This window comes from Chitinophaga sp. 22308 (assembly GCF_052045305.1).
GTDB lineage: Bacteria > Bacteroidota > Bacteroidia > Chitinophagales > Chitinophagaceae > Chitinophaga > Chitinophaga varians_A.
Map to the genome: position 1 here is coordinate 57,132 of NZ_JBQEOP010000012.1, position 25,920 is coordinate 83,051.

General features: G+C 51.5%; 18 protein-coding genes. 9 read left to right on the forward strand and 9 right to left on the reverse strand.

All coding sequences use genetic code 11. The features are described from left to right. The first annotated feature begins 195 nt into the window (after positions 1–195). The 3 genes from ACTJJS_RS32865 to ACTJJS_RS32875 are packed head-to-tail and all read left to right on the forward strand — an operon-like array spanning position 196 to position 7,559. Positions 196–2,820, forward strand: a complete 2,625-nt coding sequence (locus tag ACTJJS_RS32865) for an ROK family protein (protein ID WP_440668216.1) — start codon at positions 196–198, stop codon at positions 2,818–2,820. Next, positions 2,814–4,235, forward strand: a complete 1,422-nt coding sequence (locus tag ACTJJS_RS32870) for a sugar porter family MFS transporter (RefSeq protein WP_440668218.1) — start codon at positions 2,814–2,816, stop codon at positions 4,233–4,235. Before ACTJJS_RS32865 ends, ACTJJS_RS32870 begins: the two co-directional genes overlap by 7 nt. A 9-nt stretch (positions 4,236–4,244) precedes the next feature. After that, positions 4,245–7,559: a glycoside hydrolase family 38 C-terminal domain-containing protein gene (locus ACTJJS_RS32875; RefSeq protein WP_440668219.1), complete on the forward strand. Its 3,315-nt coding sequence runs from the start codon at positions 4,245–4,247 to the stop codon at positions 7,557–7,559. Positions 7,560–7,611: 52 nt separating this feature from the next. Here the strand turns inward: ACTJJS_RS32875 and ACTJJS_RS32880 are convergent, their stop codons facing one another. The 3 genes from ACTJJS_RS32880 to ACTJJS_RS32890 all read right to left on the reverse strand — a co-directional run bounded on the left by ACTJJS_RS32880 (position 7,612) and on the right by ACTJJS_RS32890 (position 13,688). Continuing rightward, entirely contained in the window at positions 7,612–8,355 is a 744-nt protein-coding gene (locus tag ACTJJS_RS32880) for a GntR family transcriptional regulator (RefSeq protein WP_168873107.1), read from the reverse strand. Positions 8,356–8,425: 70 nt separating this feature from the next. Next, positions 8,426–9,583, reverse strand: coding sequence for a hypothetical protein (locus tag ACTJJS_RS32885; protein ID WP_440668221.1), 1,158 nt, complete (start codon positions 9,581–9,583; stop codon positions 8,426–8,428). After that, complete coding sequence (locus ACTJJS_RS32890) at positions 9,567–13,688, reverse strand: RHS repeat-associated core domain-containing protein (protein ID WP_440668223.1); 4,122 nt, start codon at positions 13,686–13,688, stop codon at positions 9,567–9,569. The genes ACTJJS_RS32885 and ACTJJS_RS32890 overlap by 17 nt, the downstream gene beginning before the upstream one ends. Before the next feature lie 202 nt (positions 13,689–13,890). Here ACTJJS_RS32890 and ACTJJS_RS32895 point away from each other — a divergent pair, with 202 nt between their 5' ends. From ACTJJS_RS32895 to ACTJJS_RS32905, 3 genes are all read left to right on the forward strand, one after another. Continuing rightward, positions 13,891–14,919: an SDR family oxidoreductase gene (locus tag ACTJJS_RS32895; RefSeq protein WP_440668225.1), complete on the forward strand. Its 1,029-nt coding sequence runs from the start codon at positions 13,891–13,893 to the stop codon at positions 14,917–14,919. Continuing rightward, on the forward strand, positions 14,920–15,489 hold the full coding sequence (locus ACTJJS_RS32900) for a Crp/Fnr family transcriptional regulator (protein ID WP_440668227.1): 570 nt from the start codon (positions 14,920–14,922) through the stop codon (positions 15,487–15,489). Between the two features lie 240 nt (positions 15,490–15,729). Continuing rightward, positions 15,730–16,641, forward strand: a complete 912-nt coding sequence (locus ACTJJS_RS32905; RefSeq protein WP_440668229.1) for a terpene synthase family protein — start codon at positions 15,730–15,732, stop codon at positions 16,639–16,641. A 6-nt stretch (positions 16,642–16,647) separates the two neighbouring features. On the opposite strand, the gene ACTJJS_RS32910 is transcribed toward ACTJJS_RS32905, so the two are convergent. After that, positions 16,648–17,424: a nuclear transport factor 2 family protein gene (locus ACTJJS_RS32910; protein ID WP_440668230.1), complete on the reverse strand. Its 777-nt coding sequence runs from the start codon at positions 17,422–17,424 to the stop codon at positions 16,648–16,650. A gap of 141 nt (positions 17,425–17,565) precedes the next feature. Here ACTJJS_RS32910 and ACTJJS_RS32915 point away from each other — a divergent pair, with 141 nt between their 5' ends. Further along, positions 17,566–17,901 carry a winged helix-turn-helix transcriptional regulator gene (locus ACTJJS_RS32915; RefSeq protein WP_440668232.1) on the forward strand — a complete coding sequence of 112 codons (336 nt, stop codon included), beginning with the start codon at positions 17,566–17,568 and terminating at the stop codon, positions 17,899–17,901. 7 nt (positions 17,902–17,908) lie between these two features. Here ACTJJS_RS32915 and ACTJJS_RS32920 read toward each other — a convergent pair whose 3' ends face one another. The 5 genes from ACTJJS_RS32920 to ACTJJS_RS32940 all read right to left on the reverse strand — a co-directional run bounded on the left by ACTJJS_RS32920 (position 17,909) and on the right by ACTJJS_RS32940 (position 24,559). Next, positions 17,909–18,319 carry a DUF3592 domain-containing protein gene (locus tag ACTJJS_RS32920; RefSeq protein ID WP_168873101.1) on the reverse strand — a complete coding sequence of 137 codons (411 nt, stop codon included), beginning with the start codon at positions 18,317–18,319 and terminating at the stop codon, positions 17,909–17,911. A 10-nt stretch (positions 18,320–18,329) separates the two neighbouring features. Then, positions 18,330–18,689 carry a hypothetical protein gene (locus ACTJJS_RS32925; protein ID WP_440668234.1) on the reverse strand — a complete coding sequence of 120 codons (360 nt, stop codon included), beginning with the start codon at positions 18,687–18,689 and terminating at the stop codon, positions 18,330–18,332. 38 nt (positions 18,690–18,727) lie between these two features. Further along, positions 18,728–19,039, reverse strand: a complete 312-nt coding sequence (locus ACTJJS_RS32930; RefSeq protein WP_168873099.1) for a hypothetical protein — start codon at positions 19,037–19,039, stop codon at positions 18,728–18,730. Positions 19,040–19,059: 20 nt separating this feature from the next. Then, positions 19,060–23,226, reverse strand: coding sequence for an RHS repeat-associated core domain-containing protein (locus tag ACTJJS_RS32935; RefSeq protein ID WP_440668236.1), 4,167 nt, complete (start codon positions 23,224–23,226; stop codon positions 19,060–19,062). A 142-nt stretch (positions 23,227–23,368) separates the two neighbouring features. Next, a complete protein-coding gene (locus ACTJJS_RS32940) occupies positions 23,369–24,559 on the reverse strand; it encodes an exo-beta-N-acetylmuramidase NamZ family protein (protein WP_440668238.1) in 1,191 nt (396 codons plus the stop codon). A 74-nt stretch (positions 24,560–24,633) separates the two neighbouring features. Here ACTJJS_RS32940 and ACTJJS_RS32945 point away from each other — a divergent pair, with 74 nt between their 5' ends. Then, positions 24,634–25,227 (forward strand): DUF6624 domain-containing protein, encoded by a 594-nt coding sequence (locus ACTJJS_RS32945; RefSeq protein ID WP_440668240.1) that lies wholly within the window; start codon positions 24,634–24,636, stop codon positions 25,225–25,227. Between the two features lie 383 nt (positions 25,228–25,610). Continuing rightward, a complete protein-coding gene (locus tag ACTJJS_RS32950; protein ID WP_168873093.1) occupies positions 25,611–25,856 on the forward strand; it encodes a hypothetical protein in 246 nt (81 codons plus the stop codon). The last annotated feature ends 64 nt before the right edge of the window (positions 25,857–25,920 follow it).

Consider the following 25,920-nt stretch of genomic DNA (forward strand, 5'->3'; position numbering starts at 1 on the left):
GCAACCTGCCGTCGGTTTCAACACCTCCCTTTCTGCCCATTCCTCCGCCCCGCTATCCTGCCAATCTCCCGACGCAGCAAGGCTTTTCACGTTGTGTCCGCCAACCCCTGCCGTTCTTTCCGCTGACTGTTGACCAAATTAATTTGCCACTCCAAAAACTTTTATTATGTTTGAACATATGAACATTAAAAAATAATGGGAACGGGGAAAAAAATAGCGATCGACATTGGCGGCAGTCATGTATCTGCCTGTATAGTAGACACCACTTGTCCCGGAGCGGCTCCGGAAACGATCATCACCAGAAGTTTGCAGGCCGGCGGCAGCGCAGCGGACATCATCTCCACGATAGCTGGCTGTATCACGGCGTTTAAAGACACCGCAACTGACGGCATCGGGATAGCGATGCCGGGGCCGTTTGACTATCAGCAGGGCATCAGCGCCATCACCAAAGTAGGCGGGAAATTCGGCCGCCTTTTTGGACTGCACGTACGACAGGCATTGCAGGACGCTGCCGGCACCGGCGACCAGCCTGTCCATTTCAACAACGACGCCCACTGTTTTGCGATCGGCGCCCGGCATATACTGGGCCTCGGCGGTGAAAAGGCCATACTGCTGACACTGGGCACGGGCTTCGGATCGGCGTTCCTGGAAAACGGGGAACTGGCCCAAGGCCCTGCAGGACTGGCTTCCGCCGCCTTCTATGATTGTCCCTTTCAGGATGGGCTGGCAGACGACTACTTCTCCACCCGCTGGCTGCTGAACACTTTCCAGCAACAGACAGGCGTGATGGCCCCCTCTGTGAAAGCAATGGCGGAACAATATGAAACAATAGCCCGGCCGGTATTTCACGCCTTCGGCGGAAACCTGGGCGCTTTCCTACGGCCCTGGCTCTCTCAATACGGTTGCACTGAGCTGGTGATCGGCGGTAATATCGCCCGCGCCTATACGCTGTTCTCCGGTCCGCTGGAAGAACAGCTCAGCGATCTCCCTGTAAAAATTACCTACTGCCAGGACACTGAACGCTGCATTCTGGCAGGAGCCGCCATGGCGCCCGCTCTGCCGGAACCTGCGGAACTACGGCGCACCAGCCAGCCACTGCTACCGGTTTCAATAACGAATAACAGCGAAGACACTTATACCGTCTTCCCTTCTTTCCATACAGATCATCCGGTACAGGCGGGCTACGCCTCATTGGCAGCCGCTATCAAAGAAGATAACCTCCTTATCATAGACGGCTATGAAGGCGTGCTGTGGGAACAGTTCAGAACAGCGCTCCACCAGGCACTGCTCGACCATAACCGGACCGTTTACTGGTACCATGCCGGCGCATGCCTGCAAACGCCTGCTGCCATACACTCCATGCTGGAAGGATATTCCGGCACGCCAGATCCTGTATTCGGCAAACGATTTGACGGCAGCCTGGCCGACTTTTTTGATGCGGAAAAATTATCTTTAATACAACCGGAGAATACAGGCGGCCTGCATATTATCTACGGTACCGGCGCTGCCCTTACCGGCATCAAAGGGAAATTACTGTACGTGGACGTGCCTAAAAATGAGGTCCAATACCGCCTGCGCGCCGGCAGCGTTACCAATATCGGCACACCAACGTATACGTATAAACGTTGTTACTTCGCCGATTGGCCGGTATTGAACAAACACAAACAGTCCTTGTTACCGCATATCGATATGATCATCGACGGTCAGCGGCCGGACACCATCACCTGGATGCAGGGCGGGCAACTACGTGCATCCCTCGACGTGATACTCACCCGGCCTTTCCGCGCCCGGCCCTGGTTTGAAGCCGGCGTATGGGGCGGCGACTGGATGAAAAAACACCTGCCAGGCTTGAACCCCGATGAAGTAAACTATGCCTGGTCCTTTGAACTTATCACACCGGAAAACGGGCTGGTACTGGAAGGCAGCGGTAACCTGCTGGAAGTCACCTTCGACATGCTGGCATTCCACGACAACCACCGGCTGCTCGGCAAAGCCGCACCACGCTTTGGTACCGCTTTCCCCATCCGCTTCGATTTCCTCGATACGTTCAACGGCGGCAACCTGTCCATACAGTGCCACCCTCGCCCGGAATACACGCTGCAACATTTCGGTGAAGATTTCACACAGGACGAAACCTATTACATACTCGATTGTGGACCTGACGCCGAGGTGTACCTTGGTTTCCAGGAAGACATACAACCCGCTGCCTTCAGAGGCGCACTGGAAGCGGCCATCAACGGGGGTACGCCACTACCCGTTGAAAAATACGTACAGCAGTTCACCGCCAATAAACACGATCTGTTCCTGATCCCTAACGGTACGGTACATGCCTCCGGCAAAAACAACCTGGTACTGGAGATCAGCAGCACGCCGTATATTTTCACCTTTAAGATGTACGACTGGCTGCGGACAGACCTGAACGGCCGTCCACGCCCTATCCATCTGGACCGCGCATTCGACAACCTGTACTTTGACCGGAAAGGCGCAACAGTGCCAGATACATTGATATCCCAACCACAGCTGCAGGAAGAATGGCCATCCGGCAAAAAATGGCAGCTGCCTACCCACCCGGAACATTTCTATACGGTAGACCGTTATGAGTTCTCCGGTGAAATGCACATACCCACCAACGGGCAATGTCATATCTGTATGCTGGTAGAAGGCCATCAGCTGGATGTTACCGCCGGTGACGGCACGCAGCGTTTTCAGTATGCGGAGACCTTTGTCATTCCGGCAGGGGCGGACAGCTATACCTGTCGTTATGAAGGCGAAGGCAAAGCCATGCTGGTAGTAGCTTATGTAAAAGACAACTATTGCTGATTCAAATATTTCACGTCATGGGAAACAGTAACACACGCCTGTTCATCACTACCGTCACCCTGATCGCTGCATTGGGAGGCCTTCTTTTCGGCTTCGACATTGCTGTTGTCAGCGGCATTATTCTTCCCGTAAAAACACAATACCAGCTGACCGCCTCACAGGAGGGCTGGTTCGTTTCCTGTGCCCTGCTGGGATGCATTGCAGGCGTAGCTTTTTCCGGCGCGCTGAGTGACCGCATCGGCCGCAAGAAAGTACTGGCCTTGGCAGCATTCCTGTTTTTGGTCAGCGCCATCGGCTTTGCCGTGTCTGCCACCTATCCCCTGCTGATATTTTTCAGGGTGCTGGCAGGCATGGGCGTAGGAGTGGCCTCTAATATATCGCCGCTCTACATCTCGGAGCTGGCGCCGGCTTCCCGCCGGGGCCGGCTGGTCACATTTTACCAGTTGGCCATCACCATCGGCATACTGGTGGCTTATTGCTCCAACCTGGCGATACAACGGCACGCTGCTGCAGCAGGTGATATGCCCGGCGGATGGCTGCACCGGCTGTTTGTCACCGAATACTGGCGGGGCATGTTCCTCGTCGGCGTAGTGCCTGCCGCCGCGTTCTTTGCGCTGCTGGCCATTGTGCCGGAAAGCCCGCGATGGCTGGCCCGCTTTGGCCGTCAGGCGGAAGCGCTGCACATCCTGGAAAAAATCAACAGCAGCCAGGCGGATGCGGTCAATGAACTGCAGGCCATCATGGCGGTATCTGCCGATCAGGCCAACGGCGGACTGCGTGCCCTGTTGCAGCCACCGCTGCGGCATTTGTTGGTAATGGCCTGTGTATTGACCGCCTTCTCCCAGTTCAGCGGCATCAACGCGGTGATATATTACGGTCCTACTATCCTGCGCGCTTCCGGCGTAGTGGCAAATGACACGCTCCTGTACCAGGTGATGCTGGGCGCCGCCAATATGCTTTTCACTTTCGTGGCCATCTGGAAAGTAGACAGCCTCGGACGCCGTCCGCTGTACCTGGCAGGCTCCATCTGCGCCGCCGCCGCCCTAACGTTAACGGGCATATGCTTTTTGCTGAAGGTCAACGGATGGCCGTTGCTGGTACCCATCACATTTTTCCTGCTGTTCTTCGCCTTTTCGCTTGGACCACTGAAATTTGTGATTGCCACTGAAATATTTCCAACACCGGTGCGGGGCCTCGCCCTCTCCATCTGTATCCTGGTGATGTGGATCTCTGACTGGCTGCTCAACCTGCTGTTCCCCCTCATGCGGGAAGGCATGGGCATTGCCGCCACTTTCTTCCTGTTTGCCGGCTGTTGCCTTTTCTCTTTTTTCTACGCGAAAAAATACCTGTTTGAAACCAAAGGCCAGTCGCTCGAAAACATCACCATCAAAGAAAAAACGATCATCCACCACTAATCATTTGTTATGAGAAAAATATTCTGTTGTGTCACGGTTTTACTTGCCAGCGTACTGGGCGCCTCCGCCCAGAAAACGGTACCCTATCTCGGCAAGGTAGACTGGATCAATGGCTACGACCATGAAACGGAAGGCGAAAGCATGCGCTATTATTCTGCTTTCCCCGACTATGCCACTACGGCGCTGCTCACACGCGCTACCGACGGCCACAAGGTGATGGCATGGGAAACTGCCGCCGTTCCAACACGCGTCAAAGGCCCTTATGTGTACTTCAGCTGGGTGGCAGGGCACTCGTCCGCTACCAGTAGTGGTGACCGCCACTTCGACCTGTACGTGGACGGGGAAAAACTGCTGACCTTCACCACCAAACCCGGCAACCAGTCGCCCACATGGACATTCGGCGCGCCCGACAGCAGCCGCATCGTGTTTCAGCAACTCCGTAAAGACGGCGCCAACGACTCCCATGGCCTGATGTTTCTCCGGCTGCCGGTAAGCCGCATCACACCCGGCAAACCGGTCAAACTGAAAATCATCGGTCAGGCGCAGCAAAGCAATGACTGGCTCATGACCTTCAAATTTTCTTTTGAAGAAAAGGTGGACATCCACCCGCAGCCTTTTATACTTAAAAACGGACAACAGCCGGTAACGCTTACTGCGCTTCACTTTGGCACGCCACGTACCTTCAGGGTGACCGTGGACGGCAAAAAAGTATATTCCTTCCCGGTAGCCGACGGCGTCAATAATTTCGACATCCCCGTTCCTGCCGTGAAAAAGACGGACAGTATTCGTGTAGTCGTTGCCGATGCCGGCAAAGTGCTGGCAGACCGCTTCGTTACCCTGAAACCTGTCACCTACCGGGAACTGCATTTTATACACCACTCCCATACAGACATCGGCTACTCGCACCTGCAACCGGAAGTGCTGAAAATACACCTCCGCAATATCAACGACGCATTGGACATGATAGTCGCCACCCGCAGCTATCCGGAAGAAGCCAAGTTCAAATGGAACATAGAATCCCTGTGGGCGGTAGACCATTTCCTGCAACAGGCCACACCGGAGAAAAAAGCGGCGTTCATCCAGGCCGTGAAAGACGGCGACATCTGCCTGTCAGCTTTGTACGCCAATATCCTTACCGGCCTTACCCTGCCTGAAGAAACCTTCCACTACACCGACTTCGCCGCACAGCTGCGCAAAGCCTATGGCCTCCACATCCCCAGTGCCATGATCTCCGACGTGCCGGGCTATACCTGGAGCACAGTGACGGCGCTGGCCCAAGGCGGTGTGAAATATTTCTCCAGCGGACCTAATTATCTGGGTGAAAACCATCCTTACCTGGGCGACCGTGTAGGCCACTTTGTGCGCAGCTGGGGCGATAAGCCCGTATGGTGGGAATCACCTTCCGGCCAGGAAAAAATACTGTTCTGGACAGGTGGCAAAGGTTACTCCTCCTGGCATGGCACCGCTCCCGGCGCCGTTTTCGAAAGAGGCCCGCAGAAGATAGCCGCCTACCTCAATGAGCTCGACGAGAAACATTACCCTTATGATATTGTTCAGTGGAGATACAATGTGGTAGCCGATAACGGGCCGATAGACACGTCTGTGTCCCGTTTCGTTAAACAGTGGAATGAAAAATATTCATCTCCCAAAATTGTACTCAACACCACCGATAAACTCTTTGAAACTTTTGAACAGAAATATGGTAAAGACCTGCCCGTGGTAAAAGGGGACATCACCCCTTACTGGGAAGATGGCGCCGGCTCTACGGCCAGGGAGGAAGGACAAAACCGTATCAACAGCCTGCGTTTGTCTCAACTCACCAACGCCTATGCCATGCTGGCCCCCGGACAATTTAATGCGCAGCAGTTCTACCATGCCTGGACCAACGTCCTGATGTTCCATGAACATACCTGGGGAGCGCATAATAGTATCTCCCAGCCGGACGTACCGTTTGTAACAGAACAATGGCGCATCAAAAAGCAGTTTATGCTGGACGCCGACAGTATCATCAACATCCTTAGCACTCAGCTGTTCCAACCTTTTACCGATGAACAGTCCCGCAGCATAGCAGTAGTGAATACGCTCTCCTGGCCCCGTAGCGGACCAGTGAAAATCAAAGTCAGCGGAAAATCCGTGAAAGACGCACGCGGCCGGAAATACCCGCTGCAACGCCTCTCCGATGGTTCCTTCGTATTCCTGGCCAGTGACGTGCCCGCCTTCGGAACAGCCGTGTACACGGTGAGCGATGAGCCGGCAAACACCGCCAACACCCTTAAACAGACCGGCAACACCCTGTCCAACGGCAACGTTGCCGTCACCTGGGACAACAACGGCAGCATCACCCGGCTTGCCGCGAAAGACGGTCACAACTACGCCGGCACTTTCCGCGGGCAGGGGCTGAACAGTTACTGGTACGTACCAGGACAGAACCCCGCCGATGCGGAGACTAATCAGCCTGTACAGGCACAGGTCATTGAAAACGGTCCGGTGGTAACGACCGTCGTGCTGCGTGCGCAGGCACCAGGCGCCAACGCGTTGGAGAAAAAACTGACACTCTATGCCAACAGCAACGTGGTACTGATTGAAAACATCATTGACAAAAAACCGGTCAGACAAAAAGAAGCGCTGCATTTCGGGTTTCCTTTTGAAGTGCCTTCCGGGCAAGTGACGCTGGACGCAGGTTACGGCACCATGCGTTACCTCCAGGACCAGCTGCCCGGCTCCAATATGGACTTCCTGTTCGGCCGCAGATGGATGGACATCTCCAACCAGTCCAACGGCTTGCAGTGGATGCTGCTGGAAACGCCGATGGCAGAACCAGACAGCATGATCGATGAACGTTTACAGGTAGTCCAAAGCCATAAAGAATGGCGGACGAAAGGGCAACCGACCAGCCGCTGGTTTTCCTATGTCATGAACAACTACTGGCATACCAACTATAAAGCCGACCAGTCGGGTAGCAGCAGCTATCATTATGCGCTGCAGCCACATGGCCAGGCTGACGGCGCCGCGCTGGAAACCGCCGCTGCGGACTTCACACAGCCGCTCATTGGTTTCCCGGTGAAGAAAGGCGCTACGCTCCAGGCAGGGCTGTTCCGCCTGACCAATACCGCCGTGGTGGCCACCGCCATTGTACCACAGGAAAACGGTCAGTATATGGTACGCCTCTTTAACCCCGGAAAGACCACCCAAAGCACCGGATTTGACTGGGGCACGCTGAAGCCTGCACGAATGAAGATAGTCAGGAATGGTGAAGAGAAAGACGCGAAGGCGACTGTTAGCCTGCCTGCGATGGGAGTGGAAGAATATCTGCTTATTCCGTAATTCAAATCGTATAAAAGAAAATGCCGGATGAAAATCATCCGGCATTTTTTATTTACAGTTGTGGTCTTTTTAGTTCGATACTATACGTAAAACAATCACTCCGGTACCAGCAGATGTTAAACTCCAGCGGTCGCCGGCCCGCGTCCAGCACTACTCTGCGGCGTTCCAGCACCGGGGCGCCTTTTTTGATTTTCAGCAGCCCGGCGATTTTTTCATCCGCTCCTATCGCCCTGATTTCTTCCTGTGAATATACAGGCACCACATGAAAATCCGCGTCCAGCATCTCATACAGCGGGCGGTCAAAATTCTCCTTGCCGGTAAGGCCTATCCTGGGATGAAAGAAAGATTCAAAATACACCATGGGGCTTTTTTCCGTACTGCGGATACGTTCCAGGCACACTACCGGCTGCACCGGCTCCGTTTGCAGCATCTTCGCCACTTCCTCTCCCGCTTTCAGTACCGACACTTTGCTCTTCAGGGTTTTGAAAGGAATGCCTTTGTCTTCCATTTCATGCGTGAAGCTGTACCAGTTATCGAGGTTCGTCGTGATCTTTTTCTTTTTCACTACGGTGCCATACCGCTTCTTTCTTTCCAGCAGCCCATCTTTAACCAGGTTGCCGATGGCCATGCGTAAGGTGTTCCGGGAAATGCTCCATCGTTTGGCGAGGTCTGTTTCCTTTGGAAAAATGTCTCCTTCCCGGAAATAATCCTCACGGATCAGCTTCCGTAATAGCTCTTCCGCCTGCTGATGCAGGGGAATTTTGCTATCGTGGTCCAATAAAGGTATCTTCGTCATATATGTACGAACATATCGCTTTTTTGCGACCGGGAAAAATTTTTATGCCTGGAAGCTGAGAGGCGACGCCTTACTGAGGCAGCCATTCTTTCATTTCTTCTTTCTCTGCCGGCAGTCCCATATAACTTTGCAGGTAGGTGTATATACCCATTTCGCGGGACAGTTTACGGAGGATGTATTGCTGATTTTCACTCAGCGAATCCCACGCAACTTTCGTCAGGCTTGCCCAGTGTTCAGAGAAGAAACGAGCCACCAGGTACTCTGCCATGATCTGATGTGGCAGCCATCGGGGCCCGTCAGTGGGATATTTTTTACTATGGTTTCTTTGAAATTTGATCGCCTGCAGGACCACTTCGATCTCTTCTTTACTTTCCCGTTCATGCAGGAGAACGCCCGCACAGGCCATTGCGGCGAGGTATCCATCGGCCCAGGGATGACCGTCGTATTGTTGTTCCTGCGATTGCAATAAGAGCTCTCCTTCCACCACGTCTTCCGTAGTAGGGGTAGCGAACAACCGGGCGATGTTCAGATAATGCCCCGGAATCACCAGGCTTTCCGGCAGCTGTGCCACACGTTGTTGCAATACAATCGCTGACCCTATCAACAGGTTTTCCAGCGCCGCGTCGCCTCTGGCGGCTATCAGTTCCCTGATGGCAACGATCTTTTCCAGGGCAGCTTCCGGTGTTTCCACATAAAGGGCCAGTAAGTAGAGTTTCACAGCGAGCGCACTCACAGCAGGGTTTTCATCCGTAATAATATCCCGGACGAGGTCCGCATGTTTCCTGATTTCATCGTAGTATTCGAGGCGTTTGTTCATGCTGGCATCCGTCTGCTCCTTTGTCGTATATACGTCACCGATAAAGTCCAGTTTTATAGGCTTCAGTCCCAGCAGGCGATAGCGGAGATATAAATGTTTTTCTGCTATGTCGGTGAAAAACTCCAGTACCTCGGCGCGGTAATGCAGTTTACGCGTTTTCGTTAATACCAGCAACGGGTACACCAGTTTCAATATGACTGGCAGTGCATGGAACTGATGATAGGTCTTTGCCAGTATTTCGCCCAGCAGCTGTTGTTCTTCTTCCTCGGGAACACCGGCTGCCAGCGCCTCAAATGCTTCCCCTATGTATTCACACGTATCAAAATGATCTTCTTCCGCTGCCCAGTCAACCGAGGCCACATAGTCTTTCAGTGACTGTAACAGTGCTGTGTCATTATTTACATTTGCCATATTTCCTGATTTTAAATTTGCCTTTATCAGACCATGTATAGATGATGCGCATATTGTGTTTTTCCGCCAGTTCCGTTAACGCCTTATCACAGCCGCCATCTACTTTTTTACAAGGCGGCAACGGGAATCGTAACAACCAGTAACCGGCTTCCGGTTCACCGAGGGATTTGATCACGAGTGTTTTTCCCTGAAGCTCCTCCGGTGGTATTTTAGATATATGGTCTTTGAGGAGATAGTATTCCGAGTGCCCTTTCACCCCATGTTCTGTCCACACTTTTTCTGTTTCCTTGCTGCCGATCTGACCGAAATTGGTGCTTTTACCTGTTTGCGGATCCACCAGTCTCGCCAGGATCTGGTGCAGTCCCAACGGGTCAGTAGCAGTGAGCACATCATCCACATAACCATAAAGCTTAATACCTGCGGCCGTTCTGATAGGGTCCTGGCTGATATAGACGCCATCCTCCGGGCTATAGTAGCGGAAACGGTTATAGTATAATCCGGTTTCCCTGTCTTCATATTGTCCGGGGTAACGGAATGGTATAAACGTGCTATCACCTGCTAACTTACGTACTTTGCCATATATATCCAACTCGCATTCCCACACCTTCTCTCCTGTTTCATCGTATGCCGCGCAAGGCGTGCCCAGGTAATCATTGATGATTGAATACTGTTTGCCGCCGGCTATTTTTGCGGCGGGCGAAAAGGTACCATCTTCAAATACCCAGGTGATCAGCTGTTCGGCCGGCACCGGTTCCGGGTGGCTTTGTTTCACCTCGCCCCATTCATCAACAGTCAGTACCGGGCGCTCTTTCGCAGGGTAATGCCATTCGTGCAACAGCTGTCTGCCGTCCCACACAAACCGGGTGATAATGCCGTTATATACTTTTTCGATACGGCGGCCCAGCGCATCATATTTAAATTCCACGGTCCTGCCATCGGGGCGGGTGACTTTCTTCAGCATGCCGTTGCCACACCAGTCGTATTCCCAAACGTTGCCCGTAGCAGAGATGATTTTCCGGGTAAGGTTACCTTCCGCGTCATAGACATACCGGGCCTGCTCTGATGCTGTCAATTGCCCGCCGGCTGCATATTTACGGCCGCTGCGTGTTTGTTCGCGGAACAGGTTTCCCGCTTTATCGGCGGTACGGTAGTCATAGGTCCCGTCTTCATATTGCGCCCAGGCGAGATTACCGAAATCATTATGCCCGAACTTGACAGTGGCGCCGTTCATGCCGTTGACGATGCTTCTAAGCTGCTGTGCCGCATCCCAGCGGTAATAACGTTTGCGGCTTTCCCTGCCATTGCCGGCCACGATATGCGATGTTGGCATTCCTGACAGGCCGTAGCTCCAGCTGCTTTTAATACCGCCCGGCAATATGCGTTCCAGCTCCTGGCCGGTAGCACTGCGTTGTATGGTGGCGCTCCAGAGGCCTTGTATTCCTTCCATCGCCGCCGTTATCCCTGTCAGGTCGCCCAGTGCATTGCGGGCCATCCGGACCTTTGCGCCCAGGCTGCTTTCCAGGCCCTGGCGGCGGCCACTGGCATCATAGGTGGCTGCAACGGTATAACCGTTCTGCCATTCCATCGTTACACGGCCGGCGCTGTCGCGTTGCAACCGTACGGTACTGTGTTCATTGGCAGCGGAAATCAATTGTCCGCTACCGTTATAGGCAAATATTTCTTTGGTGCCGTCGCTATGTTCAGCCCTGGTAAGCCGGCCGTTGTAGTCATATTCACATTCCGTCCAGCGGCCGCCGGGCCGTTGAATGCGAATGATATTACCGGTGGCGTCCAGCTGGTAATGGCGTGTCAGTCCGTCGAAGCCTGTTTCCTGGATAATATCGCCCCGCCGGTTACGGCCGAAACGATACATCTCTCCGTGTTCGTTGACGAGGCTGGTCAGCTGCTCGTCCCTGTTATATACCAGGTGTACTTTGGCACCGTTTTGTTCCTTCATTTTGAGGCTGCCCAGCGCCGTATAGGCGAAACGGGCATGCTGGTATTTATCCTGTACTTCCACTACTTCATCGTAAGCGTTGTAGTGAAACAGTATGCGGTTGTCGTCAGGCAATTCAATTTCGGTCACCCTGCCGAGGGCATCATAGCGGAAAGTCTGTTGTTGTTCATCCGGGTTGCGGTTGGCCACGCACCTGCCCCATACATCGTACTGCCAGGTGGCATGACCGCCATCCGGCAGGGTGATGGACGCAAGGTTATAATCTTCATCATATTCCAGTTTTGTGATGCGTTCCTGTTCATCTTCCGCCTTGTATAACATCCGGTGTTTATTATAACGGAAGATGGTGATGCGTCCGTCAGGTTCCGTGAGGGTATGCAACAGTCCTTTATCAGGCCCTTCACTGTAATAGATAAAGGTGCGGCTTCCGCCGCCGGGTTCTGTGGCCAATATCAGCCGGTCTTCATCATCATAACTGAAAGTATCCGCCGTACCGTCGGGATGCACAATGCCGGTACGGTTTCCCCGGTCATCATAAGTATAACCGGTGAGCCCCGCTTCTTCATCGATCTCTCTGTATATCTCCCCGTCTTCGGTGTATTCCGTATAGCGGGAGTAGCCCAGCGGATCTTTTATCTGAGTCACCAGGTATTCCGGTGTGTAATAATACGTTGTCGTTTGTCCTTCGGCGTTAGTAACGTGGTTGTAGCCTGCTTCCGGATGGTAGGTGATGTGGCCTTCCATGACGCCATTATCGCCGCGGGTATGGATACAGCGGCCTTTGCCATCGTATTCCCAGAAAAACGAGTTACCGTTACGGTCCGTTTTCTTCACCATATGATGGTGTTGGTAGTGTATATAGGTAGTTTGCCGGAGCGCATCTGTGATCTCTGTGAGATCGCCGTCCTCGTTGTAGGCATAGCTGACCAGTCGCTGTACATGGTCCCGATGATGGGCTATCACCGCCGTTATACGGCCTTCCATATCACTATCGATATGCAGGTGCCGGCCAACGCTGTCGATGACACGCAGTAATGTCCCTTTGCTGTTGAAATGGAAACTGATGAGAAAACCCGCTTCATCGCTGATGGCCGCCAGCCGGAATTCCGGGTCCAGCGGGCGCAGGCGTTTAAAAAGATAGTATAGCCGTTCCCGGTGGTCGAACAGCTGGTATTCATCCTGGCTGGTGCGGGTCAATGTCATTTTTTCGTGGCGGTTATATTCGTTGTCGCCGGTATAGGGCAGCAGGTCAAATACCACGCTGCGGCCGTCTCCCAGCAGTAACCCCGTGGCTTCTTCCGCCGTAAACTCCAATATCCGCATATCGAAGGCCAGATGGTTGCCATGACCCAGCAGTCCGTGGTGCGCGCTGTCACTGTTCCAGGAACGGGCCCACCGCAACGGAACAGGGCCGGGCAGTTCAAAATCGACGCCGTCGTAGATAACAATGCCCTGTACCAGGTCTACCGGTTCAAAGCCCAGTTTACACAGTGTGCGGCTGAGCTTATCGCTGCCACCGATCTTTTTCTGGTGTGCCAGATTGAATTTGGTGATTTTGTTTTTCGCTTTTTTAGCGGCCTTGCCCAGTTTCTTCATGCCTTTTCCCAGTCCTTTCATCATGGCGCCGAAACCGAACGACATGACCAGGTTCAGCAAAGCGCCTGCCCAGTCGGGGACGAAAGGACCGCCCACCATCACCGGTTTACCGAAAGAGAGCGGGATAGAAAAAGAGGTAGGCAGATATAGGCTGGGAATGGGTTTGAATTTCTTTCCCGGCGTCAGCGACAGTGGCAGGCCAATATCATTGCAGGTCATCAGCATATGGCCCGAAGGGCTCATCAGATTACCTTCCACCTTCACTTTTTTACTGCCGAAGAAATTCACGGAATCATGGCCTATCATAGGCGCCAGCAGAAAAGGGCCGCCCATGGGAATATGAAACAGGAAAATCAGGAATCCGGAAGTATCGCTTTTCCCTCTCGGCACATGGTTGATTTTTGTGGTGGCACCAATGAACGGGACATAGTCCATCGGGTCTACCACCAGTCCGATGAACGGATGAGGCAGCGGAATAGGAAATCCAAACAGGATCACAATATGAAGATCCAACCCTAAAACAGGCGTAAAGTGTTTATTACTGACCAACATAGGTTAATGCGTTCTCGTTATGAAAGGTTTTTCGGCAGGAACAGGGAGTAAAAAGACATGGTTTATAGGTATAAATATAGCAAGTATATCCTATTTAATTGCATTAACATCGCAGCGAAAATATAAGCATCCGATGAAATTTCTTACCAAATGGTAATTGCCGGTTGACGTGGCCGTATCAATTTTGTTTAAAATTAAAATCATGAACAGCCAACGTGTTTTACTAACCGGCGTGACCGGCTTTCTGGGCTCTCATACCGCTATCCGGCTGCTGGAAAAAGGATACCAGGTGACAGGCACCCTCCGGGATATGGACCGCGCGGCGGCCATCAGGGAAGTGATCGCCCGGCATACCGCTCATATTCACCGTTTAACGTTTGCACAGGCCGACCTGCAGGATAAATTCCAATGGTTTGAGCTGACAAAAGGTATCGATTTTGTACAGCATGTGGCCTCCCCTTTTCCCCGGGAGTTGCCCGGACATGAGGACGACATCATTGTCCCCGCCAGAGAAGGCGTGTTAAACATTCTGACAGCGGCAGCCATCAACAAGGTAAAACGGGTAGTACTGACCTCGTCCAGCGCAGCCGTTACACATGGCAAAACACCGCAACAGCTGGGGAAAGTGTATACCGAAGCCGACTGGAGCAACGTCAACAATACCAAAGATCTCACCCCCTACTTTAAAAGTAAAGCGATAGCAGAAAAGGCAGCGTGGGACTTTATCCGGGAAGACCAGTCGGGCCTGGAACTCGTGACCGTTTTACCCGGCGCCATCCTGGGACCAGTGCTAGAGAAGGATTTTGGCACTTCCGCCAATATCGTTATCAAGATGCTGGACGGCAGCATGCCCGCCCTTCCCAAAATAGGATTTGAAATAGTGGACGTGCGCTCCGCCGCCGATGCGCTTGTCCTTGCCATGGAAATACCGGAGGCGGCGCATAACCGCTACCTGGCCTCTGCCGGGTTTCTGATGATGAAAGACATCGCGCAGATATTGAAAAAATCCTACCCGGGAAGGAAGCTCCCATCCAGGGAGATGCCCAATTTTCTGGTCAGGCTGTTGGCAAAATTCGACGCCACGCTGGCTCCTATCCTTTTGGACCTTGGTGTCAAAAGGCAGGTAGATGCCGCCAAAGCCAGACGGGAACTGCAATGGCAACCGGTATCCACGCAGGAGGCAGTATTGTCATGCGCAAAAAGTATCTTTGAAACAGGAATCGTAAAATAGATGGACAAACTCACTTCATCTCTGGCATTTGGCGGTATCCTCTCACCAAAGGATATTGAATATTTTTCCCGTCAGTTCCGAAAGAAGCTGCTAAAATCGGGGGAACACTTTCAGAAGGAAGGTGATATCGCCCATGAAATCGCCTTCGTGGAAAGCGGTATCCTGCGGCTGTATACGGTGACGCCCGACGGTGACGAGGTGACGAAATACTTCGCCAGGGAAAAACAGTTTCTCGCCGACCTGGAAAGTTATTATTCCTTAAAACCCTCTCCCAATCCAATACAGGCCGTGGTAGACACAATGGTTTATGCCATCCGCAAATCCACCATCGAGAAGTTGAGCCTTGAAATACCTAACCTGTACATCTTCGTCAAAACAGTTTCAGAAGCCGCGCTGCTGACTAAAATAAAAGACAACGATTTCCTGAACTTCGGCGATGCCAAAACAAAGTACCTCGAGTTCCTGAAACGTTATCCAGATCTTGCCCTGCAGGTGCCACAGCAATTCATTGCCTCGTATTTACAAATTACGCCGCAATCGCTCAGCCGGATCAGGCGGGAAATCAGGTAAAGCACCCCACTTGCCTGATAATGGTAACTATAAAAACACCAACGGCCGGGGTGTACCGGCCATTGGTGTTTTATGAAAATCGTCCTCAGCACAGCCTGCTTTAACGCGCGGCCCACTGCAATCCAATAACAGTCCCGAACTATTAAATTCGCTATCCTAATGTGACATGTTCCTCATTTTAACCATCATAAATGTTCGACCCATATGAAAATCCCATTGCTAATTTCCCGTTTTCCCGTTATGACGCATCCACAAATGGAGGAGATAACCACTGACATCAAAAACTTCTTTCAAACAGATGCTTTTCATATCTTAAACCGGAACACGGCGCAATACGGAGACTATATGGCTGCCGGCGCACTGTATTGCATATATATCTACCCGTTGGGAGATACCCAAAAGCTCAAGGCCATCAGCAGATACTTTGCCTACTGGGCCCTGATAGATGACCTGTATTTCGATAATTCCATAGATCTGGACCACATTCAACAAATCAGCGACAGATATACCGCCGCGCTGCAAGGAATACCCAACGGAGATAAACTGTTTGCTCCGGTGACTGAATTTTGTGCACGTACCGACTGGCAGGAGGACGCGAAAAATCTATTCAGGAATGAAGTAAAAAGGTACCTGAATGCTGTTATACAGCTGCGCATTACAGAAGCACACAAGAAAGTCATAGGCGTACAGGAGTACCTGAGCTACCGGCATTTTAATGTCGCCATGTGGGTAATATTTTCGCTGTTGTATGACACGCAGGACGACCTGGAGATGTCCATGTTTTATAGCCCGGAATTTGCGGAAATATTTGAGTACTCCAGCATGTGTATCGGCATTCTGCTGGACCTCTATAACTTAAACGCCCACAAAGCAGAAATCTCGGATTATACCAACCTGGTCTATGTGGTCCGCAGGGCCGATCATTGTAGTGAAGAAGAAGCCATCAACAAAAGCATCCGGTTATTCTATGACTATGAAGCCAGGATGGAAGAAGCCTGTAACCGTTTAGCCGCAACCTGTCCGCGCGCCGTGCTTTATTTCAAGTATGTTCAATCCGGCTCTGTCAGGTACTGCAACGAAAGCAGGAAGATGCGTTACCTGCAAAAATCCGACATCGATGAAGACCAGGCTAACGGACGGACAATCCTTTAGGCAGTTTTAGAATTTACCATTGTCGTTTTTTCGTTTATCCATTGGCGGTATTTCCTCAACAACATCCCAGTGTTCAACGATCCGGTCGTTCTCTATCCGGTACAAGTCATAAAAAGCGGAATGTAGGCCATGCAGGTATCCTTCACTCAGTACCAATACAAAATTTCCTTCTCCCAGTACGCGGTGTATGGTATGGTATACCTGTGGCCGCTCTTCTCTTTTCCATTGCTCCAGCACCCGAAAAAATTCACTGACGCCATCTCCCATATGCGGATTATGTTGAATAAGCTCGTCCCCCTTAAAGTAGGCGGACAGGCGTTCGGCATTGCCTTCGATCAGCACTTCCTGCACAAAATTCCGGGCAAGCGCTTTGTTGGATGCCGTTTTGTGGTGGTCTGTCGCCTTGGTTTTACCGTCTGTCATGGTCCTTCCGCTCTTATTGCGTTTTAAGGGATTTGCCTGGAGATTGTCCCAATGCTCTACGCTTACCCCTTCTTCAAAACGGTGAATATCGAAAGCCACTGTAGGTCCGAACAGGTAATAATCCACATGTACAAACCCGATATCGCCATCCTGGAACTTGCGCACCACATTGGTATATACTTTTTCCATCGGCATCTGTTCATGCAGTCCGAGGATGGCCCGGAGGCCGGTCGCCACGTGGGGATTATGCTGTTTGTATGACACCGGGTGTATTAATCCGGTTTCTTCCAGTGTAGCTGTTTCGATACTGTTTTGGATCGCCTCTGCTTTGTCCTTGTTGGACAACGTTAATAATTCCATCTGTCTGATATTTAGTAGAACAAAGGTATCGCCGTGTCACAGCGCAAAAAATAAGGGCAAAAATATTGTCATAGTGAAAATTTTGCCCCTATGCCCGTTTCGGGACATATCCCCTAAATTTGCAGTCATAAGGGTAAAAAGATGTACGAAAAGAAAAATCCAAAAGACCTGAGTTGTGGTATTGGCATGACACTGGAGATTATCGGGGGGAAATGGAAACCCTGTTTAATTAATGCGATCCATAAGGGCATACACCGGCCCAGCGAGCTGGCCCGGCAAAACCCTGCCGCCAGCAAGCGTGTGTTAAGCCTGCAGTTAAAAGAACTGGAACAACATGGTGTTGTCAGAAAAATAATCTATCCGGAACTGCCGCCGAAAGTGGAATACTTTCTGACCGAGCTGGGCGAGTCACTGCTCCCCCTGGTGGACATGATGGAAAAATGGGGGGACAATCTGCTTACAAAGGGAGCACAGTAGCATACTACTAAAAGCCAAAGAGGCCACGTATCAGGAAATAGCCTCCGCCAATCAATAAAAGATCGGCTGCAGTCGCCAGCAGCAACATCGGCCCCCAGAAAATCTCCGTGTATTTAAGAAACCGTACGGTGTCCGGTTTGCCCGGCATGAAAATGAATACAGCCGTATCCCCTACCTGCCAGACAGGAGTGGAACGTCCTGTGGAATGGCTGTACGTCATTATGCCATGTTTGGCGGAAGGGATGTCAAAAACAGGGTAATAGTAAGTGCCGTCTTCGTCTGTTTTTTCATCGACCCGTACAATGGTGCCCGTAGCGCGTTCTCCGTTTTTCACAAAAGCCAGTTTACTTTTCAGCCCCGCTACAGCACTCATGAACAATAAAGCGCCAATGATTACCACAATGAGATATATGACCATCTGCTTTGCATTAAATAGTGAGTAACGGCCTGAGAAGAAAATAACCGGCACTGAGAATCAACAACGGAAGGGCAATGGCCATTAAAACGATGGACCAGCCGAACAGCCAGAAATAGCTCATCATGGTAATGGAATCCGGATTGCCCTCTTTGTACAGAAAATCCGCCTCTTCTCCCACATCCCATGCAGACGGACTGCTCCCTGCCAGATGGTGATAAACGATCTGTCCGTCCGTTTTAGTGTCTATTGTAAAAACCGGGGAATAGGTATCGTCATTATCTTTTACCAGCGATGTGACCGTACCCCTCACCTGTTCGCTGCTTCGGATGAAATCAACAGATTGCTTCAGTTTATATCCTGAAGCCGCCATTAAGATAAGACCGATAAATAAACATATTCTGTGCTGCCTCATTCCTTAAAAATCTTTAAATCGTCCCGGTAGGCTTTTTTATAATAGAGGATAATTTTCTGCACGATCTCTTCGCGTTCGGCGTCGGAAATTTTATCGCCATTGTCCCACTTTTTGATGGTAGCAGGGTTTATCAGCGCATATCTTGCCGACACATCACATATCAACGCCTTGTCATTCTCCTGAAAAAACAACAGCTCTCCCCTGGCGATAATCAACAGGCCATATTTATTTTCACCATCCACAAACCGGTGTACACCGTTAACATCCGATTTCAGTTGTTGTATTTGCGCTAATGCGTCCTTGTTCATAACGAATGTTTTTATACTTATTACCGGCACTTGACATGTCCTGTCTTGGATTTGGTGCCATCTTTTTTCATCCTGAAGATATTGTTAACTTTTGTATTCTTCAACAATGCCGGCAGTTCGATGCGCCACCATGTTCTCAGGTTTCCCCATTTATTTATCTTTTTGGCATTCGTTGAAAATACATGTACATCGCCGGACGCATCTTCCGCAAATCTTTTAGAGGCGATGTCCCACACTTCTGCGGCTTCCTGGCCTGTTAACGTACTGTGTGGCCCAAACAGATCAAGGTCGTTCAGATACTGTCCGCCGACCGTCTGTTCCAGCGTTGTTTTGCCATTGGCGGCGGCCCATTGCTGAGCGGCCAGCATATTGGTGTGGGTGTTATTACCAGACCAAAACACCGCGCCGTCTTTGGCGGTGGAGAAATCGAGCGTATGCTGTGCAGCATATTTGAGGTCAGCCAGACTGGGTATGGCAGCCAACCCTGCCGGGTCTACCCAGCTAAGGGGATCGTCCACGTATCCATAAGGCCTGATACCGCCGGCCAGCCCAATCGGGTCCTGGCTGATATAACAGCCTTCTTCCGGGCTGTAGTACCTGAAGCGGTTGTAATACAGGCCTGTCTCTGCATCCTCATATTGCCCCTGGTACCGGAAGGGAACAAAAGCCTTGTCCCCGCTCAATTTACGCACCTTCCCATAAATATCCAACTCACAGGACCACACCTGCTGGCCGGTTTCATCATATGCCTCGGTGGGCGTGCCCAGGTAATCAGCGATAATGGAATACTGTTTTCCCCGGACGATTTTGGCGGCCGGCGCCTGCCTTCCTTCTTCAAACACCCAGGTAACAAGGGTTTCAGATGGGATGGGCTCCGGGTGGCTCTGTTGTATATTTCCCGCCTCGTCGATCGTCATCGTGGGGATATCTGCTGCCGGATAACTCCATTCATGCAATGGCGTGTTCCCGTTCCAGACGAACCGTGTTATCTCTCCTTTGTACTTTTTGCTGTTCCTTCTGCCTAACGCATCGTATTGAAAGGTGAGTGTCTGACGGTCCGGGCGCGTCACCTGTTTCAGCATCCCATTGCCATACCATTCGTATTCCCATACTCCGGTGCCTGCCGGGGCCGTATTCACGATTTTCTTCGACAGATTACCTTCTTCATCATAGATGAACCTGGTATTTTCAGATTCCTGCAACCTGCCGCCCGCGCCATATTTACGGTCTTTCCGTATCTGGGTCTTATGCAGATTGCCTGTTTTGTCGGGCAGGCGGTAATCGTATTGTCCATCTTCATATTGACCCCACGCCAGGTTGCCAAGATCATCATACCCAAATTTCGCTGTTCCTTTGCTGAGGCCATTGACAATTTGTTTCAGGCGTTGGTTGGCATCCCAATGGTATTGCCTGTTGCGGGTGGTGCGGGAACCGCTTTGCACGATATGCGATGCCGGCATGGCGCCGCTGTCGTACGTCCATGTGCTTTTTATGCCACCGGGCAACGTACGTTCTATTTCGAGCCCGAATGCGTTACGTTGTATGTGGGCGGTCCAGGCGTCTTCTCCCTTTGCTGCGGAGGCCTCCATCGTTGTTACCTCTCCGAGGTTATTACGATGCAGCCTGATATCAGCGCCTATGCTGCTTTGTATTGTTTTACACTGTCCGTTCCTGTCATAGCTGCGGGTAACGGCATGTCCGTTCTGCCACTCCTGCGTAATCCTGCCTGCCACATCACGCGCCAGCCTGATGGTACTATGTTCATTCTCTGCTTCTGTCAGCAGGCCGTTACGGTTATAGTTATACGTTTCCCAGGTGCCGTCGCTGTAGGCCGACCGGATGATGCGGCCGTTATAGTCGTATTCATAGGTCGTCCAGCGCTGGCCCGGCCGTTGTATCTTTATGACTTTACCGGCACTGTCGCGTTCATAATGGCGGGTAAGGCCGTCAAATCCTGTTTCAGAGACCACATCCCCGCGCCTGTTCCGCTGGAAGGAATAACTTTCGCCATGTTCGTTTACCAGCCGTGTTAACTGCTCTTCCGTATTGTAGGTGAAATGTATTTTGGTGCCATTCTCTTCTCTCGTTTTCAGGCTGCCGAGGGCGGTATATCCAAACCGTACCTGCTGATGTTTGTCTTTGACGCTTACTACGTCCTCATAGGCGTTGTATTGCAGTTCTACGCGGTTGCCGTCCGGCAGCTTCACATCTGTGATGCGTCCCAATACATCATAACGGAAAAGCTGCTCCTGTCCCAACGGATTAACGCTATTGGTACATTGTCCCCAGGCATCGTACTCCCATACCGCTTTACCGCCGTCGGGCAGGGTAAGCGTATGCAGATTGTAATCGGCATCATAGGTGAGCCAGGTTTTATCTTCCTGCTCATTTTCCACCATGGAAAGCAGGTGCCGGTCATTATACCTGAAAATCTGTATGCGGCCATCCGCCTCCGTCAGCGTATGTAAAAGCCCGCTCTCCCTATAGTAGATAAAAGTGCGGGTAGCGCCTTCCGGATCGCCGGACAGGATAAGCCTGTGCTCAGGATCATACACAAAAGTATATTCGGAACCGTCTGGTTGTATGATGCTGGTCTGGTTGCCATGTTCATCGTAAGTGTAGCCGGTAACGTTACCTTCCGGATCTGTGATCCGGTATACTTCGAAATGTTCTGTGTAAGAGAAGAAAGTGGAACTGCCAACAGGATCTTTGATCTGCTCTACTACAAAATCCGGGGTATAGTAGTAGGTTGTGGTATGGCCCAGCGAATTGGTCACGAGGTTATGTCCGTGCTGGGGATAATATGCGATCCGTCCTTCCAGCAGGCCGCCGTCTCCCCAGGTGTGGGTGCAGCGGTTTTCCTTGTCGTATTCCCAGTAAAAAGTTTGTCCGTTACGGTCTGTTTTGGATACCATCAGGTGCTGACGGTATTGGATGCGAACGGACTGTGACAGGGCGTCCGTAATTTCCACCAGGTCGCCGGCATCATTGTAAGCGTAATTTACCAGGACTTTCTGTTCGCCACGATGCCTTACTGTCACCCGGGTGATCCTGCCGGCATTGTCGCTGTCAATATGCAGGTGCCGGCCGGCGCTGTCGATAATACGCAGCAGGCAGTTATTAGCATAATGCAGGCTGATAAAGAAACCTGCTTCGTTGGTAATGGTGATCAGGCGGAACTGCTGTTCTCCCGGCTGTTTACGGAAAGTGTAGGTCAGTCTCTGCGCGTAGTCGAACAGTTCAAATTCATCGGTGGCGGTGCGGGTGAGGGTCATTCTTTCATGCCGGTTGTAATCACTTTCACCGCTATACGATAACTGGTCAAATACCGCGCAGCGGCCATCTCCCAATACTACCACCGTGGCCGCCTCTTCCTCCAGCTCCACTACCCGCATATCATAGCTCATATGGGTGCCATGTCCCAGCAGTCCTTCGAAGTCACTGTCACTGTTCCAGGAGCGTTCCCATTTAAGGGCGACCGGGCCTGGCAGTTCGAAGTCTGTTCCATCGTATATGACGATGCCCTGCACCAGGTCAACCGGCTCAAATCCCTTCTTACAGAGGAACTTGCTCAGTTTATTACTGCCCAGCTTTTTCTTTAATGCCTTGTTCAACCGGGTCATGGCCTTTTTACCGGCTTTGCCCAGTCCTTTCATCATCGCCCCAAAACCATACGACATAATGAGGTTCAGCAGTACGCCAGCCCAATCGGGTACGTAAGGACCGCCGACCATCACCGGTTTCCCGAAGGAAAGCGGGATAGAAAAGGAAGTAGGCAGGTAGAGGCTGGGGATAGGGATGAATTTTTTTCCGGGCTGTAGGGAAAGCGGGATACCGATGTCGTTACAGGTCATCAGCATATGGCCCGAAGGGCTCATCAGGTTTCCCTCCACTTTCACTTTTTTACTGCCGAAAAAATTCACGGAATCGTGCCCTATCATGGGCGCCAGCAGGAAAGGCCCGCCCATGGGGATATGAAAGAGGATAATAATTTTACCACTAGTGTCGCTTTTACCGCGCGGCACATGGTTCACTTTAGTGGTGGCGCCAATAAACGGCACATAGTCCATGGGGTCCACTACCAGTCCGATATAAGGATGCGGTAAAGGAATGGGAAAGCCCAGGAGAATAACAATGTGTATATCCAGGCCTATAACCGGGGTGAAGTGCTTGTTACTAAGCAACATAAAGGTAGTTTTTCGCTAAAGATGGTCCGAGGGCAAACAGATCAATCAGACATATGCATGTCCTGCATCTAAATTTAGCGCTTTCTTTGAAGAATACACCATTTTAACTGTAACAAGATAAAATTTCCCGTGGCGGTAAAGGCTAATACAATAAATACGGGGCAACCCATGCTGGCCAGTCTCCGGCGCCGGTATAGCGGCTGATGTCATCGATGTTATCACCTGTTACCGCTACTAAAGATTCTGCCTCCTGCACCCCGGTCAGCAGATCAAGATGCCGGGCGCCGGTGTGATTGACATAGGTGGGATAGGAAGCCCACGCAAAAAAGCCGGGATGAAGTTTTTTAATGATACAGATCAGCAGCCATCCATAGCGGACCGGCCTGAAAACCGCCGGGTCCTGTACATGAAGCATAACCCCATCGCACTTTTGCCCGGCATATTTTCCTTCTGTGGGCTTAAATGTTACCGGCCGGGCATAAACGCCGCCAGGATGCTCCATATTTATCCGCGCTGCAACGCCGGCGCCATCCATCCAGGGCGCTCCCGCGATGCGAAACGGGGTCGCTGTGCCTCTTCCTTCGCTGATGTTGGTCGCCTCCAGCAGGCCCAGGCCCGGGTATAGCAATGCGGATTCAAAACAGGGTATGGCAGGGGATGTAGGCACAAAAGAATGCCGCCATTGGGGGTAGAACATTGTCCGTTGCCAGTTGGCGCAACGGACCACCTCCATTCGGAATGCATTTGTCCGTAATATACTGCTGCCGGCTGTTGCCTTGAAATACAGCGCCAGTTCGCCCAGCGTACAGCTGTGCCTGAGCGGCATGTTCCACCTTCCGATGAAGCTGCTGCAGTGGCGTTCGTCCAGCAATGGTCCCTCAGCGAGGTCCAGCCGGCCGGACAAAGGATTGGGCCGGTCGGCGATCACCAGGTGCTTCCCATGAAGCGCACAGGCTTCCATGACATGGGTCATCGTCCACAGATAAGTATAAAAACGGCAGCCGATATCCGGGATATCAAACAGTACCAGGTCCACCTCCGCCAGGTCTTGTTCATCAGGCGCTAACTTGCCGCCGTACAGACTTGTCACCGGCAGGCCTGTCAACGGATCGGTCCCGTCTTTCATTGCTGCACCGTCCACCCCGATGGTGTCCAAACCATGTTCCGGAGAAAACAACCGGGTAATATTAAAACCCGCTGCCAGCAAGGCCTGTCGCGCAGGCTGGAAATCCGCCGTGCAGGCAGCATGGTTAGTCACCAGGCCGATACGGCTGGTTTTCCAATGCGGAGCATCAGCCAACAATACATCGACACCAGACAGCATTGCATTCATGGACTAATGAAGTTATCAGCTTAAAAGTAAGGATTATGCCTGCTAATATTTAAATTTATCCTATTACTATCAATATGAGCGCAATTGCCGATAAAATCATCGATCTGAAAAGAAAAGACCTGCAACTGAGAGATATGCTCATAAAAGAGGGCAGGCTCTCCCAGGGATACGACAGGGCCATGGAGGAATTGCATAATACGAATGCAGCGATATTAAACGATATCATCGACGCCATCGGCTATCCGACCATCGACAAGGTGGGTAAGGAAGCCAGTGAAGCCGCCTGGCTGGTCATCCAGCATGCTATCGGTCAACCTGCCTTTATGAGAAAATGCCGGGACCTGTTGCAACAGGCCGTCCATGACGGCAATGCAGACCCGGTCAATTTAGCATACCTGGCAGACCGGATCGCTGTACTGGAAGGATCGCCGCAACTTTACGGCACCCAGTTTGACTGGGACGAGCAAGGAAAATTATCTCCCAATCCTTTCGATGATCTGGCCAAAGTAAATGAACGGCGTACATCCATTGGCCTTAACACGCTGGAAGCGCAGACAGCATTGATAAGAAAACGGGTGAAGGCTGAAAACCAGACCCCACCCAAAGATTTTGACAAAAGGAAAGCGGAGATGAATGCATGGAGGAAGAGAGCAGGATGGATTTTATAGCGCGCTCCTTTTCTCCTTCTCTATTTCCACTACCCGTTTTTCCAGTGCTTCATTCGTTTTATTCAGCTGACAATATATAACGTCAGTTCCTCTATCTTTTGGAACAACGCTGCATTCATGCTCCCAAAGCCGATGCCATTCGTCTAATGACCTTTCCAGGCAGGAATCCAAGAACCTCGCGCGTGAACAATAGTTGCAATAAACAAAAATAACAACCTGTTTTTTCTCAACACATGTCGGCTAAAATCTGTACAGCATCAGCTAATTTCTATCAAATGCATCCATCCTAAACACAGGATATTTGCATCCGCATGACGCCAGATACAAGCCATGCAAAAATTCTTGTAAACCCTTTATCCGCCCGACAGTTTAACATCATTACCATGAAAAAGACGACTGTAAAAAAATTAAGCCTCAAAATGATCAAGATTGCTCAGCTAAGCGACGACCGAGCGCAATTAATGCTGGGAGGTAACGCTACCCCTACCGCTCCCGGCAGCCCCGCCGGCAGCCCGACGGGCAGCCCAACCGGCCCCATTACCAGCCCTACTTCCAGGACCGCCGTTCCTGCCGGCCCTCCTACATGCGCTACCGGACCTTTCACGGTTGCATGTCCGCACGGATGGTAATGACCAGGCAAAGCCTTTTATTATGTACATTAACATCTAACAAAAAAACCTTCAGGATTCTGAA